We start from the raw sequence: 13385 nt of genomic DNA on the forward strand, positions 1-13385 counted from the left end.
GCCTCCTAAAGATCGAGCGCGCTGCGCAGCTCGGCGTACTGGTCGGGTGTGAGGCTGATTGTGTACGGACCTTCCTCGACGTGGAAAATTTCAGCGCCCTCGAACAACTTCGTCAGCCGGTCCTTGAGGCTCTTCGGCTTATCGCCGGCATCCAAGTGTTTCGCGGTGGCGCGCTTCTTCCCCTCGGCCTGCGCCTTGTCGACGGCACGCGTCAGATCGCCAGCGGCTTTAACACCGTCGCCGCCGTGCTTCTTCAACGTGGCCATGGCGAGTGTCGCGGCGACTTGACCTGTGGCCACCAGGTTGGTGACGGCAGCCGGTGCGGCCTGCAGTTCGAGAAGTTCGACGATCCACTGGCGAGCAAGCCCGGTCTTCTGCTGGATGTCTTTTTCCGTCCAGCCGAGGTCGATGAGACGCTTGAAGACGCGCGCCTGTTCGATCGGTGTCAGAGGTTTGCCGGAATTGCGGACGATCTGGCTGAAAACGCGATCAGCCTCGCTCGAATAGCGATCTTCCGTCTGAACCGGAACGCTCTTGATTTCGGCTCCGAGATGCTGGATCGCGTACACGGTGGCGCCGTGGCGGCGATGACCGTCGGAAATAAACGCTTTGCCGTCTTCCGTGTAGACGGTGAGCGGCTGCTTCACGCCGACCTGCGAAATGGATTCCGCCAAGGCCAAATCATCAGCGTCTTCCGGATTGAAATTGACGGTGCGGCAGTTCCAGTCGACCTTCACATGCAGGTCACGCGGGTCCATGCGGTAGATGTCGGACCGACCGACGGCGAGTGATTTGATCACGCCCTGGTTTGATGCAGCGGTCATTCCGGTTTCCCTTCGAGTTCGCTGAGGGTCCACGAGCGGACGCTGGCAAGTGGAAATGAGTGGACCTTGGGGCCACAGAGCAGCGTCAGAACATTGTCCTCGCCAGCCTGTTTTGCGAGATGCCTGCCGAACGACGAGCCGGCCTTGATTTCATAGGTTTCGATAGAGCCGTCGACGAACGTGACTTCGACTTGCGACCATCTTTCAGGGTAGTCAGTCATGCGATTTTCCTCACACGAGCAGGTCGTCGAGATCGACCGGCTTCGATTTGACAGGTGGAGATTCGATCAGGTCATCCAGATCGACGAGCGTTTTCGCGCGGGGAGGCTGACTGGAAATTCGCCACGTTGCGCCGAAGTACCGGACACCTCGAGCATCTTCGACGAGGACATTCGTCTCGCCGTAGTGCCGGGTAATGACGCCGTCGACCGGCTCCAGTCCGTAGGCGTTCAGGTAAGTGACTTTCGTGCCGACGGGCCAGAGCGTGTTGGGGCGGCTTTCTGCCATCACAGCACCCCCATGAGTAAAAGGATCCGAAGTGTCGAGAGCAGCAAGAACCAGGCGGCAATGCCGAGGACGGAGCAGGTGAGAACCAATCTCATCGCGCGTACCTCGATTGCTGGTTTGCCCGTAAACTGGTCTGCTCGACTAAACAGCGAATGCTGCCGTCGACGAAGCGTTCGAGAAGCTCGCCGCGGAACTCTGACAGAGGTGTGCCAGGAGCGACTTCATCCCGCATTGGAACGGCGGTCTCATATATCCACTGGCGGTAAGCGGGGCTTCGCTTAGAATGACTGGAGATGTCCCGTGCACTACGAGCGATGTCAGCTTCGGTCATCATGAGCAGTTGCCCTCCGACCAGTTTTTCCCGCGCTCGATGCACGCGAGTTTGACCCGGTTGTCGCTGCCGTGAGTCACGACGGCGGTGCACCTGTTGACAAAGGTCAAAACCACCAGTGTCACAGCCAAGGTGACGATGATGATCTGCTTTGTGTCGTCGGCCATTACACACCACCTTCTGCGGGTTTGTCCCACAGCGGCGTGAAATCGCGCTCGAGCGCGCACTTTGTGAAGCGGAGCAACTGTTCTTCTGTGAACGCGTAGACGGTGCCGTCGTCGTTGAGCATGTGTGCTCCGGCCTGCAACACGGCACCAAGCAAGTGCCCATCGGCCTCGGTGCAATTCGGGGCCTGGTAATTAAGGAGTTCTTCCGGCAAGCGCTGGCGCAAATCGTACAGCTCTGTCGCCAAAGCAACTTCGAGATTGCCGGGGCCGTTGGGGTAGGCCGGCCATGGTTCGCCGTGGCGCAAACATTCCCACTTCCCGAGCTCAATTTGGCGAACCGTGTATTTACCGTCCGCGACTGTCACAGAGATCAGATCAGTCATTTTCGATGTCTCCCAAACTGAATTGCACGATAAAAGTGAAATTAAAGCTCGTCAACAGAAATTCTCACTAAAAGTGAAAGTCTATGCATTCGGATTGAGCTTCCGGGGCCGTTTTACAGGGCAGGTGTCCAACCGCTCAAACTGGGTATTCCGACCGAGTCCATTCTTTGGATCGGTGATGAACTTGGACATGATGTTCTTGGCCGCGTAAGCGCTCGGTGCCAACACCTCGAAAGTCTTGCGGCTACGGCCGACGGCAAACCAGAACTGTTTCTGTGGGCTCATCCGAGAGTCCTCTTGACTGTCACATTTAACGTGAACAAAATAAGAACATGAGACACCGTCGCGGCGTAAATCTTGTTCCGGACTCCTTTCGCGTGATCTACGAAGGGACGGTCAGCCGCGACCTTTATCCAACGCTCGCCGCCTATCCGGAGTGGTACGTCTTCGGCGGACGGTGCGCACGATGCGAGCGGGAAGGGTGGCTCGATCGCCAGGAACTAGTGAGGCGTTTCGGGTCCGGTATGTATCTGACCCACCTGCGTCCGAAGCTGCGCTGCATGAAGTGCGGTAACAAGGGAAACAACAACTGGATCATCGGAAAGATGGCGAGGGATTAGTCGCCGCTCCTGATGTTTGTGTGTTTGTGGAGGATCCGATCGTCCAGCTTTGCGGGTGCTGCGGGGAGATGTTCAAACCGACCGTCGTTGAACTCTTCGACAGGGCGCACCCACAGCGAACCGTCGGCAACGCTGCGGTAAATTGCGACCTCGCGCATGTCGACGGCTTCCATGGCAACCGTTTTGTCCGGCCAGTCAAATCAGTCTTCCGCCTGCATCCTGCCGACGCCGATCAGTACGTATTCCGTGCCGCGCTTCTTGTGCCGCGCTTCTTGTGCCGATGTGTTGCGGGTAGCGACTGCGCGGTCGCAGCAGCATGCGCACTATGCTTCAACAACAGCTTGACGATGTCATCCTTGTCGACATCATAGCGCTCGCCGTCGAACCAGCCTGCCAGCAGTTCATCCACGTCTTTCGAGATTTCGTCTCTGTTTGTCATAGTCCACCATTGATCCTGATTTGAATTTCTTGCTGCTCTCGATCGACCATGCTGGCGCCCAAAAGCCGCCTTCGGCCTTCACGAGCACCTTCTTCGGGATCCAGACCTCGTGGCCGTAATACTGGAAAAGGTATGCTCGGTGCGTCTCATTGAGGCACGGCCCGAGGCCGCGATAGCCTGGCGGCACCTCGTCGAGTTCTTTCGCTTTGACTTGCTTGTCGGGGATCATTTCAACCTCCGCGAACCTGTTGGGAAACCGGCATCTCTGACCTGCCGGAAACCAAAGAGGCTCATTTCGCCATCCAGCGCTCGAAGCGCCGGCCGACGTAGAAGAGGACGCTGCTCCAGCAGAATCCGAGGATGAGATCGGGAAGATTGTTGAGGATGGCGATGACCACGGTCAGCTCCCGAAATTGGAGACGATCCCGCCGCGCGCCTTCATGACCGAGCGGATGAATGTCTTCAGTTCGGCCTGGTCCGCGACAGCGTCCTTGTTGACGTAGACCTTCGCCAGCCATGTCAGCGTCGACTTGTCGGAGAACCACCCCTGCAGGTTCTTCTTGTAGGTCTTGCTCGGGATTTCGGCGTAGGCGTAGAGCGGCTTGCCCTGCGGATCGACAGCATCATCGAAGTCGCGGTCGTTGACACCGACTAGTGACAAGCTTTCGCCGTAGAACTCGTCAGCCGATCGAACCAATGTGTTGCCGAGTGCTGCGGGCACCAGCATGCAGGTCGTCTGCTCGTTGCTTACCGAGGATAGTGCAATGTCACCGGACTCGTCAGTCTGACGGACCGGAGCGTAATCAGCGTCTTCCGAAATGAAGTTCTGCCAGATGAGCCAAGCGCCAGACCCACGTTCGCCGAGTGCGATCGAATACTTGTTCGGGTCGCTCTCGAGATCGCCGATGTCGTCGACGCCTGACTTCTTGCCGCAGAGCGCGTGCAGGTATTCACGGTGCAGATCGGCGATGGGAACGAACTTGGCAGCGTTGGCCGGCTCGGTGCGCTTGAGGTAGGCCAATCCGTCAGGCTGCCCAACGAAGGCATCGCATTTGCCCTGAAGGCTGAGCTGGATATTGCCCCAGGTGCCGCCCGTGTCTTTGACAACGTCAACGGTCAGGCCTGCTCCTTTCGCTTCTGCGCGGATCATTTCACCTGCTGCGGCATAGGGCTGGTCGGCGGCGCCGGTGCAAAGCGTAAGTGCGGCGGCCGGACTGGTGAACATGCAAGCGAGCGCGAGCGCCGCTCCGATGAAAAGCTTCTTCATGTTGTCTCCTGTTGGGTTGAATTGTCGGTTGGAAGTCATCGTATGCTCCGCACCGGTCTGAGGTTGCGGCCGGTCGCCCCGCGCTTGGCGGGATAGCTGCGGATTGCATGACGAACGGTGGTGTGGTCGCGACTGCCGAGGTAGGCGCCGATCTCGACAAGGCTCGACGTGGTTCTGCGGACCATCCAGTAGCAGCAGGCCTGCCGCACGAGGACGACGTGCCTTTGCATGCGGTCGCTCGTTATGAGGTCGGCAGAAAGCCCGGTACGCCTGCAGAACAGTGCGAGGATGCGTTCCTTCGTCGTCATCAGGCGAGGGGGCTCGACGATGGGTGTTGGCAACTTCGGCTTGGCGGCTATGTTGACGACCTTGGGTGCGCCATAGATGCGCCGACGCACATCGGCGTAGCGCGCCAGCAGTTCCTCGGCGGTTTTGGGTTCCGGGTTCATAGCAGCCCCATGATGGAGGCTGCCGAGGCGATGGACAGGGTGAGGAGTAAAGTCACCGTGCTTTCGATCGCAGCGTTGATGCGATCCGCTGCGTACCGATGACGGTCGAAACAGACTGCTGCGCGTTCGAGAAATAACTGCGCGTCGCGGACATCGCGTTTCAGGCTCATCACTGATCCCTCTCGAAACGGCCGGTGAGCACGCCAAAGAGGAAAGCGGTGAGAACGCTGGCTGCGAATGCGTAGAGAAGCATGCTCATTTCGAATTCCTCTTAAAAAGTGAAAGTCAGGACGCGAAAGCTTTGGCGTGGCGTGCACGCTTCCGGTCACCGCGCGTCATTCCCTGCGCGTCGACCTTCGGAGTTTTCTTCGGGGTCTGGAATCCCTTGTTGCCCGTAAGCGCCGCGAAGTGAGATAGCCTACGCTGGATTGCGAGCGGGTCCCGAAGCGGAGCGCCGAGGGAGGTTTCGCGTGCCGTCTGCTCGCCAACGATCTTGTCGAAAATGTTCATGGTCACGTCTCCTTTGAATTTCACGTTTAGTGAGCAATATTGCACGAAATAAACGGAAGTCAACTCAAAAGTGAAATTTATTGAGATTTCTCCGGGGTGGTTACCACGCGAGGTAACGGGTCATGCTTCGCTTAGAGCCGCAGCAGCGTTGTCGAGCGGAAAGAACATTGCAGGCATGTCGTCTTTGCTTTCACCGTTGGCAAATCGAATGAAGCCATAAGCTTCGTAGATCGCTGCCACTTCCTTGTTAGCGGCGTGCAGTGTTAACGCATAGACGCCCACGTTTTCGCGCACGAGAAGGCAACGCTTCAACACATCTTCTATTAAGAGGGCGCCAAAACCTGGATCCGAGAGATTCTTGTCACGTGCAATGGCACCAAGGTAGATGGTCGGAACGTGACGTTCCTTGTAACGTTTTTCAGTTTCTTCGGTCATGCCGGCCTGAAATGTCATGAGGGTAAGGCTATAAAAACCGAGAGGTTCCTTCTGGCCATCCTGGCACGCTACAAAAACGCGCTGCGTATAGGAAGTATGATTTTCCTCAGCGTGTTTTCGAAAGAAATGTTGGATTGGACGAAACTTGCAAGCGAAAGCCTCTCGCGGGTGACCATCGAGAGGCTCGAAATTGATAACGATTTGCGACATAAATGCTTACTTAGAAACGACAGCGTACTTTGTTCTAGCTGTGCGAATAGCAGATACGAGACCTGATGGAGCGGTCGTTTTAGATTCCATAGAGTCCAACAACTGCTTAAGCATGGTGGTGTCGCGCACGACGGGCATGGGAGTGAACTCGCCATCTTCCTTCAGCAGTGCTACCATAATGCGTCTCCTTGCATTTCATGAGCAAACGGGAACCGACAATTATGGTTCCGCAAACGCTTTTGCTCATTTGCATGTCAATTGTGTAATGCAAAATGACGACACCGTCAACTTGTTGTTGATTGTTGTGCAATTTCAAAATGCATACTCCCGCAATTATGTATCGCGCAGAAAGCTAGGCTTTTCAGGGCATTTCTATCAATTGTTATCCGTCTCTAGGTTGAAGCTCTGATAAATGCGATTGTTGTGGCGAATGGACAACATGACGTGATGCAACCTGAAGCCGTTACGGCGATTTAGTAACAGCGCGTACAATTGCATTTGCGTTTCCGCACGTGGAATTTGATCCGCTCGATACGTTTCTTATCCCAACATATGCACGAATTGATATTTCTTCGAGGTGCCGTTATCCCTATTTCTATGAGGGCAGGGGGACAGGTATGATGAGATTTCTCCGAGGTGCACTTGGTGTCGCACTTCTCGCAGCTCCCGGTGCCGCGTCGGCGTTCGGAAACGACGATCGATGGGAATCCGGATGGGGCATGGGCGTCGCCGAGGCCGTCATTACCCGTGGCGCCGGCAATCAGATATACGTGACGTGCGATGAGGGGGCTGACAGGAATGCTACCGCTATATCCTTTACGCTTGCCGGCAACAGCTCAAAAGACTGCTCTGTCCAGCTAACGTTTGATGGCGAGCCTCCTGAGGATTACTCGCTGTGGGACGGCCAAATAAAGTCAGACTGCCGGGCTTGTGCGGCGACTTATGATGCCGTCATCAAGAAGCTGAAAACCCATAGCTCAGTGCACGTGAAGTTCAAAAACGGCGATGCTGCCAAGTTTTCGCTGAACGGATCATCTAAGGCGATCGGACAGTGTGTCGCTGATTTTTATCGATAGGGGAGTAGGTGTGATGAGATTTCTCCGAGGGGCCTTGCTGGCGACGGTTCTTTCCACTTCTGCAATGGCGGCGCAGGTCACGGCTGATACATTCGTATCGGTGACCAAGCTTTCGGTCGATGCAGAGAAATATGATCCGGCCGCGTTGGCTAAGGTCGCAAACATCCTAATCAAGGCCGGTTTCGACGAGCAGGAAACTGTCTCGTCGATCAGCAAACTGGTCGTTGACCGCGTGCCGGCAGAGCAGCTTCCCGATATGGTTTCTGCATCAGCCATGCTGAGCAGCGTGACGGGTCAAAGCCTGGCGCGTTCTTCTGCAAAGATTTCTCGCGCGTTCCGCGGCTCCGTTGCCGATATCCGGAAGCTGGACTCTGAATACAATTTCCTCACGTCCTCGCAATACGACGAGATCCGCGCTTCGAAATTGGAAGATGGTAGACGGATTGCACTTCGAGCGCTCGTCGATCGTCTGGATTCCGCGACGAATTGAGATTTCTCCGAGGTCTGATTTTCTCCGAGGGGTGGTGCGGCGCGCTCGGATACAGCCGCTGTAGAAAGTCAGGATTGACCGGTCGATTTTGGATTGACATGTTATAACATTACGTTTGTGCGTGTCGGCAGCAGGGCAGCAGGGCAGCAGGCAACAAAAAACCCGCCACAATGGGCGGGCTTCAAGCGGAACGGGTGAATTTAGACATTCGGCGCGTTAGCCTCAGTGGCGCGACGGCGTTTCTCATCACGAATCAATCGCATTTCATCATACGTTCGTTCAGTTTGGGCTTTCGCGGCCTCAATTGAGCTAGGCCAAACGCTATTCAATTGCCATTTCAAAACCATCTCTTCAGCGCGCAATTGTTCGTCTGTCATGCCGGAATATTTGCTGCCCATTTCCTGCTCCTAACTCATAGCATTCGATAGCGCCGCAAGCCCGTACAACACAACGCCAATCGACACCGGCATGAAATACCATTTGCCGCGCAATCGTTCCCATAGGCTAGGCTCCGGCGCATAGGTCGCTTCGCTCGATACCGTCGGTACGGTTGCAGGCTGGACGGCAGGCCGGGCCACGCCAACGCTATGCAGCGGCTTGGAGCCACGCGACACGGCAACTTTGCATGCGGGCATAGGCGCGCCGCTGGCGTTCGGAACGGAGACAATCGCTTGCCCGGTTCCAAGTCCTGCAATGTCGGCAGCCGTGATATTGCCCGGCATGGTATCGGCGGCAGCCTTCAAGGCCTTTTGGTGTACTGGAGTCGCGCCGCGCAAAGCGTGCTGGATCCGCGTCGCCAATTGCCCGCTAATGACGTGCGGCAGGTCAGACGGCGCTTGCGTCACATAGATCAAGCCGACTCCCTTGGATCGAATGAGTCGCGTGATTTGCTCTATCCGCTGCGCAATGGCCGGGCTTGCGCCGTCAAAAACCAAATGCGCCTCATCAATCATGACCATAAGACCAGGCGCGCCAGCGTCGCCAATTTCGCCAAGGCCGCGATAGAGCGAATCCAACACGTGCGCGACAAACGCACCATAGAGGCCGGGCAAGTGAGTTAGGTTTGACGCCGCATAAACGGTTATGCCGGCCGTGTCCCGCGGATCGTGCCGCGCACTGCCGAAAGCCCACGCCGCGCCGCGCTCGAGCCGCAACATGGCACGTTGAACGGCAGCAACGGAAACAGGCGATATCAGGCCATAGGAATCGGAAAGGTTCGCCCGCGTGGCGTCGTTCAGGAGCTGGCGCAAGTCCTGCAACGTGGCGACGGCGCGGCCGGTATCTTCCGCCCACGCAAGAGCAATAGCCAATGCGCCCGCTTGCGCTTCGGACAGATTCAAGGCGCGTGCGATCAACTCCGCCCCCAAATCATCGATGCGCATTTGCGGGCATATGAGGGATGAGCCTAGCGATTCCAAATCGCCTTTAGCGTCCAGCACCAAAACCGGACACGGGCAGCGTTCCGCGATCGCTCCAAGCGTCGTGGTTTTACCCGTGCCCGTCGCGCCGAAAATGCCGACATGGCGCGACAAATATCGATAGGGAATCTGTGCTCCTGGTCCGATAGGGAGGGAATAGGTCATGCGCTCACCTCTTCAAAGCGAAACGCAGCAAACCGCGACAGCCCATTATCTTCAAGCCAGCCGTTTCGAGCCTTCCTACGCCAGTAGGTTTCACCGGCTTTGAGATAAGGGGCGGCGGTCGCGTTTACGCAAACATACTGTTTCCAGCCCTTGCCCTTTGGTTTTTCTATCACGGCGCGATTCCGGCAACGGCCGGTTTTCGTGTTGAACATGGCGTGGGTCATTTGCCGAGTCTCCAATCGCGGGCCATGGACACTAGCCCACGGCAAGCCCTTGGCAGTTTCAGCCGTTTGCGAACGTCCGCCGCATGGTTAAGCGCCATGGCTAGGTTTGCAGAAAATACCCTGTCCAAGCATCCTGAAGAATCGAGCCGGTCACATCCGGCGTTCGATACAGAATAGGTTCGGCCGTTGTGTTGGACCTTGAAAGAGCATTTTGCCTTGCGTGCTATCGAGCGGGCAGCTTTGAATTCATCCCGTGTCATGGGGTAACTCCGTATCGTGAAATCCCCGCAACGGCCGGATTGCGCCAGCCGTTCAAGGAACGTCACGCTGTGGCGTAGTCGCTGATACTTTGATGAAGGAAGGCGGGCAGCGTTGTTTCATCGCCCGACTCGTCCGCCAGGTTATATTGGTCGCGCCACGTGCTGGCGTCGTCGCCCTGCAGAAAGAATTCCCGCCCGTCGGTTTCATTGACGACGGCATAAGCAAGGCCATTGCCGTATGAGGTGATAGCGAAAGCATCGATTTTCCAAGTTACCTGTTTCATGGCTCAATCCTTATCTTCCCGGTATTCCTGCCGGGCCATATCGAGCGCCATTTCGATTTGAGCGGTCGCGCCTTCGGGCGTCATGCCGCATTCGAGCCGCAAGAAATGCCAGACGTTGCCGACAAGGTCGCGGGCTTGTGTTGCCGAGTCTTCGCCTTGCGAGCGTGTGGCGAATGCGTGGGTTTGAACGCAACCGCTTGCCCACGCGGCGCGGGTGTAATTGTCAGTCACCATTGAATAAATTCCTCTTAAAACGTGAAACTTTAGGCGTAAATCTGCCCGTCATCGCCGACTATCAAATCAACTTCGCCGAATTCCTTGCTTGCCTTATCGAGCGGGCTTGCAGCCGGTTCCGGCCAATCGCCATTCCAAAATCCCGCACCATGGCCGCAACGGGTTAGCCAAAAATCGTGGCCTGCCATGGCGGCTTCAAGTGCTGCAATCGAGCCTTCAAAATCCCCCGCAACTGGCGCGCCGTCGCAATGGATATGCTCTTTGTTGGCGTCATAGAAACGGGCGCAATCGGCAAGCATGGATTCGAGCGTGGCGGGTGCCAGATCGCTGATATCGTGGTTTGTATCGAGCGCGTCACCTTCACAATCTTCGCCAGCGGGCGTTATTGTCGTGCTCCAGAATGCCGCGCCGACATAGGAGCGGAAAAAGTGCCATTCAGCGCTGTGACCGGAAACCGGGCTATCGGCGCGCATTGCTTCAAGAGTGGTTGTCATGGCGTTCTCCCTAAACCGCCTGAATTACGGTAAAACCGGCATTGCGGAGTCGGGTATCCCAGTATTCGCCGCCGTCTTTTTCTAGCGCTTTGATAAATCCGAAATTTTCGCACATCTGATAGGCCAATTCATCGCTGCTACCCGCTTCAGCGGCCACTGCGTTTTCCTTGAATTTAGCGATTGCACCGGCCACGGCAGCCGAACGCTTGTCATAGCCGTATCCACCCGCATGGCCGCGCACCATAGGAATACCCATCCAATGCACATAGGCGTAGAGACGGCCAGCACCGTCTACCGGAAACTTAAAAACCACTTTCGCGACACATTCGCCGCTCTTGTCCAGAATGACGTAAGCGGAAACGCGGTTAAACGCCTTGTCGAATTGGTCATAGATTGCAGGTTTGGTCATTTTTCGAATTCCTCTTAAAACGTGAAAGTTAGCGCAAGACGACGCAACCGGCGCCTTCGTTGAATGCTCCCTGAAGGCGTTCGTCGCCCGGCCAGAAATAGAGCGCGTCCGCTTCGCCTCCTTTGAGGCTATCCATGCGCTTGAAAATGGTTTCCCGTTCCCTCAATTCCGCTTTGATGGACGAACGCAACCGGGCTTTCAGGCCATCGGGCAGGGCGCGCAACGTGGCGCATGCACCTTTTATGTCGCGAATGGTCTGGCGAACAGATTCACGGATTGCGGCCAGCTGCTGGAGGCAATCGGCATACCGAGAACCGGCCTGCCATGCGGTTTGATATTCGCGTTCCTTTTCAGCTTCCGATTCTGCGAAATCATTCGCGGCGCGTGCGGCTTCTTTCTTTGCCGTCTCGTGCGCGGATTCAGCCCAATAACCGGGTTTCAGCATGGCGGGCGTCTGATAACGCTTGCTGATAGTTTCCAGCGCTGTGAACATTTCGTGTTTGAAATTGGATCGGTAAACCGTCGAAAAATCGACATATGCAGGACCGCCGCAATCTGCCGCGCCGTTATCCTCATTGTCATGGGCGGCCACAAAGCGCGCCTTGCCGCCGCGTCCGGGCAACTGATAGACGCAGCCGCGAACCTTGCCGTCTTGATGCGGGTCTGTGAACCATCCCGTATGGCGAATGGAGTCGCGGATAACGTCGCAATATCCGACGAAACGGAGACCCATGGCAGCGGGGTTTTCAATCCACCTGCAACCGCTTTCCGTGCTGCCGTTGGTGACGGGCTTTGCCCATGGACTTGAAGCATAACGGCGTACCGAATTCACAGCGTCACGGCGGGCCTTTTCCAAGGCAATTACCGCAACAGGTTTGCCCGGAAAGCGGACTTTGCCGTTCGGGATGAGCCATGCCTTATGAAAGCGATACGCCGATAATAATAACTCGTTCATGGTCGAATTCCTCTTCTAAGTTGAAAGTGTGGTTACAGAAAAAGCGGCGCTATGAGCTGGCCGAAATGGAGTCCGGTAAACAGGGCGGCAGGGAGGGCGAACGGTAGTAAAAGCGGATGGATCATGCCGACACCTAAGCGAAGAATTCTGCCGCCTTGGCAATCTGCCATGCGTCATTCCAGAGGGCCAAATCTGCCGCGTCGTCGGGATTGGTGAGGAACGCCGGCCCCCGCTCGAAAGTGACTTTGAACGCGTCAAGCATAAACATGTTGGCGTCGCAAAAGTCATGTGTGTGGCAGGCGGCGGAGTCGTTCCGGTTCAACTCGAGAACGGCGCGGAAGTCCCTACGGCTCAATTCCTCTTGCACCTTGCTGCCGAATTCGCGGGCAAGGCGGATTTTATCCATAGTCGTGGCGTCCGTTGCATCCAAAGAGGGAATGCGTTTCTGCAGGTCGACACGATCAAGCACAGCCTGCCAATCGTTCGTATCAATCAAGGTGAAAAACTCGCCGTCTGCCCGAAGCGCTTGCAGAGAGAAACGCGTGGGCGAGTCGGGGAATTCCCGAAGCGCTGTATCAGCGTAGTCTATGTAAACATGCCATTGCGGCAGCACTTCAAAGGAAGGGCACGTATCATTGTGCCAAGAGATATCCTGCCAGTCGTCGGGGATGGCGGGCAGGGTGGAAAGGTCAAAATCGGGGAATTCCCGTGCCAGATTGCTGAAGCGTTCCATGTGGTGCGTCTCCTTATTCAAACTCGGGGATTATGCCGATTGCAGGGCATTCCCGTTCTACGAACCATGTGCATGCCGTCTCCGCTGCCACCACGTCAAAATCACTGACTGTCATGGGTGCTGTGCTGGATTGGACGCGCTTGAAACCGGGCAAGCGGTAATAGAAGTCCGCGCCGTCCTGTTGGACAATGGTCTTACGCATCTTCCGACACCTCTAAAGCGCCGTCTGCGTAACCTTCGCAGTATGCATCATAGTGCTTGTTACCGGGCGCGTATGGCGGATCCTTTGGACGGTGATCCTTTGCGTCTCGGTAACCTTGGTTATACCACTTGCCCATTTGAATGCGTCTCCGTTTCGATAATTCCAATCTAAACGTGAAATATACGAACCGCAAGAGGGTTTCACATTAAAAGTGAAAGTTAGTTTGTTCAGCCCGCTTTACCGCTGCCGGATACAATAAGGGCCATTGCTGCCCGTCTTCCTGCTTACATCATCGACGA

Annotated in this window: 26 protein-coding genes; 2 read left to right on the forward strand and 24 right to left on the reverse strand. The window is 56.1% G+C overall.

All coding sequences use genetic code 11. The features are described from left to right. Positions 1-5: 5 nt before the first annotated feature. The 14 genes from ACQZ5F_RS04240 to ACQZ5F_RS04305 all read right to left on the reverse strand — a co-directional run bounded on the left by ACQZ5F_RS04240 (position 6) and on the right by ACQZ5F_RS04305 (position 6319). Positions 6-824, reverse strand: coding sequence for a ParB/RepB/Spo0J family partition protein (locus ACQZ5F_RS04240; protein ID WP_448731213.1), 819 nt, complete (start codon positions 822-824; stop codon positions 6-8). Further along, positions 821-1045 carry a nucleoside hydrolase gene (locus tag ACQZ5F_RS04245; RefSeq protein ID WP_448731214.1) on the reverse strand — a complete coding sequence of 75 codons (225 nt, stop codon included), beginning with the start codon at positions 1043-1045 and terminating at the stop codon, positions 821-823. The genes ACQZ5F_RS04240 and ACQZ5F_RS04245 overlap by 4 nt, the downstream gene beginning before the upstream one ends. A 10-nt stretch (positions 1046-1055) precedes the next feature. After that, a complete protein-coding gene (locus tag ACQZ5F_RS04250) occupies positions 1056-1331 on the reverse strand; it encodes a hypothetical protein (protein ID WP_448731215.1) in 276 nt (91 codons plus the stop codon). Between the two features lie 330 nt (positions 1332-1661). Then, on the reverse strand, positions 1662-1829 hold the full coding sequence (locus tag ACQZ5F_RS04255; protein WP_448731216.1) for a hypothetical protein: 168 nt from the start codon (positions 1827-1829) through the stop codon (positions 1662-1664). Continuing rightward, positions 1829-2212, reverse strand: coding sequence for a hypothetical protein (locus tag ACQZ5F_RS04260; protein WP_448731217.1), 384 nt, complete (start codon positions 2210-2212; stop codon positions 1829-1831). Before ACQZ5F_RS04260 ends, ACQZ5F_RS04255 begins: the two co-directional genes overlap by 1 nt. A 616-nt stretch (positions 2213-2828) precedes the next feature. After that, on the reverse strand, positions 2829-3005 hold the full coding sequence (locus tag ACQZ5F_RS04265; protein WP_448731218.1) for a hypothetical protein: 177 nt from the start codon (positions 3003-3005) through the stop codon (positions 2829-2831). Positions 3006-3064: 59 nt separating this feature from the next. Further along, positions 3065-3241, reverse strand: a complete 177-nt coding sequence (locus ACQZ5F_RS04270) for a hypothetical protein (RefSeq protein WP_448731219.1) — start codon at positions 3239-3241, stop codon at positions 3065-3067. After that, entirely contained in the window at positions 3234-3500 is a 267-nt protein-coding gene (locus ACQZ5F_RS04275) for a hypothetical protein (protein ID WP_448731220.1), read from the reverse strand. The genes ACQZ5F_RS04270 and ACQZ5F_RS04275 overlap by 8 nt, the downstream gene beginning before the upstream one ends. 171 nt (positions 3501-3671) lie before the next feature. Continuing rightward, on the reverse strand, positions 3672-4538 hold the full coding sequence (locus ACQZ5F_RS04280; RefSeq protein WP_279872693.1) for a TAXI family TRAP transporter solute-binding subunit: 867 nt from the start codon (positions 4536-4538) through the stop codon (positions 3672-3674). A 35-nt stretch (positions 4539-4573) separates the two neighbouring features. After that, entirely contained in the window at positions 4574-4987 is a 414-nt protein-coding gene (locus ACQZ5F_RS04285; RefSeq protein WP_448731221.1) for a helix-turn-helix domain-containing protein, read from the reverse strand. Beyond that, on the reverse strand, positions 4984-5157 hold the full coding sequence (locus ACQZ5F_RS04290; protein ID WP_448731222.1) for a hypothetical protein: 174 nt from the start codon (positions 5155-5157) through the stop codon (positions 4984-4986). Before ACQZ5F_RS04290 ends, ACQZ5F_RS04285 begins: the two co-directional genes overlap by 4 nt. Before the next feature lie 115 nt (positions 5158-5272). Continuing rightward, on the reverse strand, positions 5273-5497 hold the full coding sequence (locus tag ACQZ5F_RS04295) for a hypothetical protein (RefSeq protein ID WP_448731223.1): 225 nt from the start codon (positions 5495-5497) through the stop codon (positions 5273-5275). Between the two features lie 120 nt (positions 5498-5617). Next, positions 5618-6142 (reverse strand): hypothetical protein, encoded by a 525-nt coding sequence (locus ACQZ5F_RS04300; RefSeq protein ID WP_448731224.1) that lies wholly within the window; start codon positions 6140-6142, stop codon positions 5618-5620. A 6-nt stretch (positions 6143-6148) separates the two neighbouring features. After that, positions 6149-6319, reverse strand: a complete 171-nt coding sequence (locus tag ACQZ5F_RS04305) for a hypothetical protein (RefSeq protein WP_448731225.1) — start codon at positions 6317-6319, stop codon at positions 6149-6151. Positions 6320-6759: 440 nt separating this feature from the next. Between ACQZ5F_RS04305 and ACQZ5F_RS04310 the strand changes: the two genes are divergently transcribed. Beyond that, a complete protein-coding gene (locus ACQZ5F_RS04310) occupies positions 6760-7218 on the forward strand; it encodes a hypothetical protein (protein WP_448731226.1) in 459 nt (152 codons plus the stop codon). Between the two features lie 13 nt (positions 7219-7231). After that, positions 7232-7708, forward strand: coding sequence for a hypothetical protein (locus ACQZ5F_RS04315; RefSeq protein WP_448731227.1), 477 nt, complete (start codon positions 7232-7234; stop codon positions 7706-7708). A 200-nt stretch (positions 7709-7908) separates the two neighbouring features. Here the strand turns inward: ACQZ5F_RS04315 and ACQZ5F_RS04320 are convergent, their stop codons facing one another. The 10 genes from ACQZ5F_RS04320 to ACQZ5F_RS04365 form a co-directional block, all read right to left on the reverse strand. Then, complete coding sequence (locus ACQZ5F_RS04320) at positions 7909-8106, reverse strand: hypothetical protein (RefSeq protein ID WP_448731228.1); 198 nt, start codon at positions 8104-8106, stop codon at positions 7909-7911. Positions 8107-8115: 9 nt separating this feature from the next. After that, positions 8116-9291: a helicase HerA-like domain-containing protein gene (locus ACQZ5F_RS04325; protein ID WP_448731229.1), complete on the reverse strand. Its 1176-nt coding sequence runs from the start codon at positions 9289-9291 to the stop codon at positions 8116-8118. Further along, on the reverse strand, positions 9288-9515 hold the full coding sequence (locus ACQZ5F_RS04330) for a hypothetical protein (protein ID WP_448731230.1): 228 nt from the start codon (positions 9513-9515) through the stop codon (positions 9288-9290). Before ACQZ5F_RS04330 ends, ACQZ5F_RS04325 begins: the two co-directional genes overlap by 4 nt. Before the next feature lie 322 nt (positions 9516-9837). Beyond that, on the reverse strand, positions 9838-10059 hold the full coding sequence (locus tag ACQZ5F_RS04335) for a hypothetical protein (protein WP_448731231.1): 222 nt from the start codon (positions 10057-10059) through the stop codon (positions 9838-9840). Positions 10060-10062: 3 nt separating this feature from the next. Next, positions 10063-10293, reverse strand: coding sequence for a hypothetical protein (locus ACQZ5F_RS04340; protein ID WP_448731232.1), 231 nt, complete (start codon positions 10291-10293; stop codon positions 10063-10065). 29 nt (positions 10294-10322) lie between these two features. Next, on the reverse strand, positions 10323-10787 hold the full coding sequence (locus ACQZ5F_RS04345; RefSeq protein ID WP_448731233.1) for a hypothetical protein: 465 nt from the start codon (positions 10785-10787) through the stop codon (positions 10323-10325). A gap of 10 nt (positions 10788-10797) precedes the next feature. Then, a complete protein-coding gene (locus tag ACQZ5F_RS04350) occupies positions 10798-11196 on the reverse strand; it encodes a hypothetical protein (protein ID WP_448731234.1) in 399 nt (132 codons plus the stop codon). Positions 11197-11224: 28 nt separating this feature from the next. Next, positions 11225-12052, reverse strand: coding sequence for a hypothetical protein (locus ACQZ5F_RS04355; RefSeq protein ID WP_448731235.1), 828 nt, complete (start codon positions 12050-12052; stop codon positions 11225-11227). 232 nt (positions 12053-12284) lie between these two features. Continuing rightward, positions 12285-12884, reverse strand: coding sequence for a hypothetical protein (locus tag ACQZ5F_RS04360; protein ID WP_448731236.1), 600 nt, complete (start codon positions 12882-12884; stop codon positions 12285-12287). Between the two features lie 13 nt (positions 12885-12897). Continuing rightward, positions 12898-13086, reverse strand: a complete 189-nt coding sequence (locus ACQZ5F_RS04365) for a hypothetical protein (protein WP_448739313.1) — start codon at positions 13084-13086, stop codon at positions 12898-12900. Between the last annotated feature and the right edge of the window lie 299 nt (positions 13087-13385).

This window comes from Agrobacterium sp. 22-210-1, from assembly GCF_053522525.1.

What these genes read in the sequence shown, in the direction of transcription:
- ACQZ5F_RS04240 (WP_448731213.1), bottom strand. Translation starts at nt 824, where the DNA reads ATGACCGCTGCATCAAACCAGGGCGTGATCAAATCACTCGCCGTCGGT.
- ACQZ5F_RS04245 (WP_448731214.1), bottom strand. Translation starts at nt 1,045, where the DNA reads ATGACTGACTACCCTGAAAGATGGTCGCAAGTCGAAGTCACGTTCGTC.
- ACQZ5F_RS04250 (WP_448731215.1), bottom strand. Translation starts at nt 1,331, where the DNA reads ATGGCAGAAAGCCGCCCCAACACGCTCTGGCCCGTCGGCACGAAAGTC.
- ACQZ5F_RS04255 (WP_448731216.1), bottom strand. Translation starts at nt 1,829, where the DNA reads ATGGCCGACGACACAAAGCAGATCATCATCGTCACCTTGGCTGTGACA.
- ACQZ5F_RS04260 (WP_448731217.1), bottom strand. Translation starts at nt 2,212, where the DNA reads ATGACTGATCTGATCTCTGTGACAGTCGCGGACGGTAAATACACGGTT.
- ACQZ5F_RS04265 (WP_448731218.1), bottom strand. Translation starts at nt 3,005, where the DNA reads ATGGAAGCCGTCGACATGCGCGAGGTCGCAATTTACCGCAGCGTTGCC.
- ACQZ5F_RS04275 (WP_448731220.1), bottom strand. Translation starts at nt 3,500, where the DNA reads ATGATCCCCGACAAGCAAGTCAAAGCGAAAGAACTCGACGAGGTGCCG.
- ACQZ5F_RS04280 (WP_279872693.1), bottom strand. Translation starts at nt 4,538, where the DNA reads ATGAAGAAGCTTTTCATCGGAGCGGCGCTCGCGCTCGCTTGCATGTTC.
- ACQZ5F_RS04285 (WP_448731221.1), bottom strand. Translation starts at nt 4,987, where the DNA reads ATGAACCCGGAACCCAAAACCGCCGAGGAACTGCTGGCGCGCTACGCC.
- ACQZ5F_RS04290 (WP_448731222.1), bottom strand. Translation starts at nt 5,157, where the DNA reads ATGAGCCTGAAACGCGATGTCCGCGACGCGCAGTTATTTCTCGAACGC.
- ACQZ5F_RS04295 (WP_448731223.1), bottom strand. Translation starts at nt 5,497, where the DNA reads ATGAACATTTTCGACAAGATCGTTGGCGAGCAGACGGCACGCGAAACC.
- ACQZ5F_RS04300 (WP_448731224.1), bottom strand. Translation starts at nt 6,142, where the DNA reads ATGTCGCAAATCGTTATCAATTTCGAGCCTCTCGATGGTCACCCGCGA.
- ACQZ5F_RS04305 (WP_448731225.1), bottom strand. Translation starts at nt 6,319, where the DNA reads ATGGTAGCACTGCTGAAGGAAGATGGCGAGTTCACTCCCATGCCCGTC.
- ACQZ5F_RS04310 (WP_448731226.1), top strand. Translation starts at nt 6,760, where the DNA reads ATGATGAGATTTCTCCGAGGTGCACTTGGTGTCGCACTTCTCGCAGCT.
- ACQZ5F_RS04315 (WP_448731227.1), top strand. Translation starts at nt 7,232, where the DNA reads ATGAGATTTCTCCGAGGGGCCTTGCTGGCGACGGTTCTTTCCACTTCT.
- ACQZ5F_RS04320 (WP_448731228.1), bottom strand. Translation starts at nt 8,106, where the DNA reads ATGGGCAGCAAATATTCCGGCATGACAGACGAACAATTGCGCGCTGAA.
- ACQZ5F_RS04325 (WP_448731229.1), bottom strand. Translation starts at nt 9,291, where the DNA reads ATGACCTATTCCCTCCCTATCGGACCAGGAGCACAGATTCCCTATCGA.
- ACQZ5F_RS04330 (WP_448731230.1), bottom strand. Translation starts at nt 9,515, where the DNA reads ATGACCCACGCCATGTTCAACACGAAAACCGGCCGTTGCCGGAATCGC.
- ACQZ5F_RS04335 (WP_448731231.1), bottom strand. Translation starts at nt 10,059, where the DNA reads ATGAAACAGGTAACTTGGAAAATCGATGCTTTCGCTATCACCTCATAC.
- ACQZ5F_RS04340 (WP_448731232.1), bottom strand. Translation starts at nt 10,293, where the DNA reads ATGGTGACTGACAATTACACCCGCGCCGCGTGGGCAAGCGGTTGCGTT.
- ACQZ5F_RS04345 (WP_448731233.1), bottom strand. Translation starts at nt 10,787, where the DNA reads ATGACAACCACTCTTGAAGCAATGCGCGCCGATAGCCCGGTTTCCGGT.
- ACQZ5F_RS04350 (WP_448731234.1), bottom strand. Translation starts at nt 11,196, where the DNA reads ATGACCAAACCTGCAATCTATGACCAATTCGACAAGGCGTTTAACCGC.
- ACQZ5F_RS04360 (WP_448731236.1), bottom strand. Translation starts at nt 12,884, where the DNA reads ATGGAACGCTTCAGCAATCTGGCACGGGAATTCCCCGATTTTGACCTT.
- ACQZ5F_RS04365 (WP_448739313.1), bottom strand. Translation starts at nt 13,086, where the DNA reads ATGCGTAAGACCATTGTCCAACAGGACGGCGCGGACTTCTATTACCGC.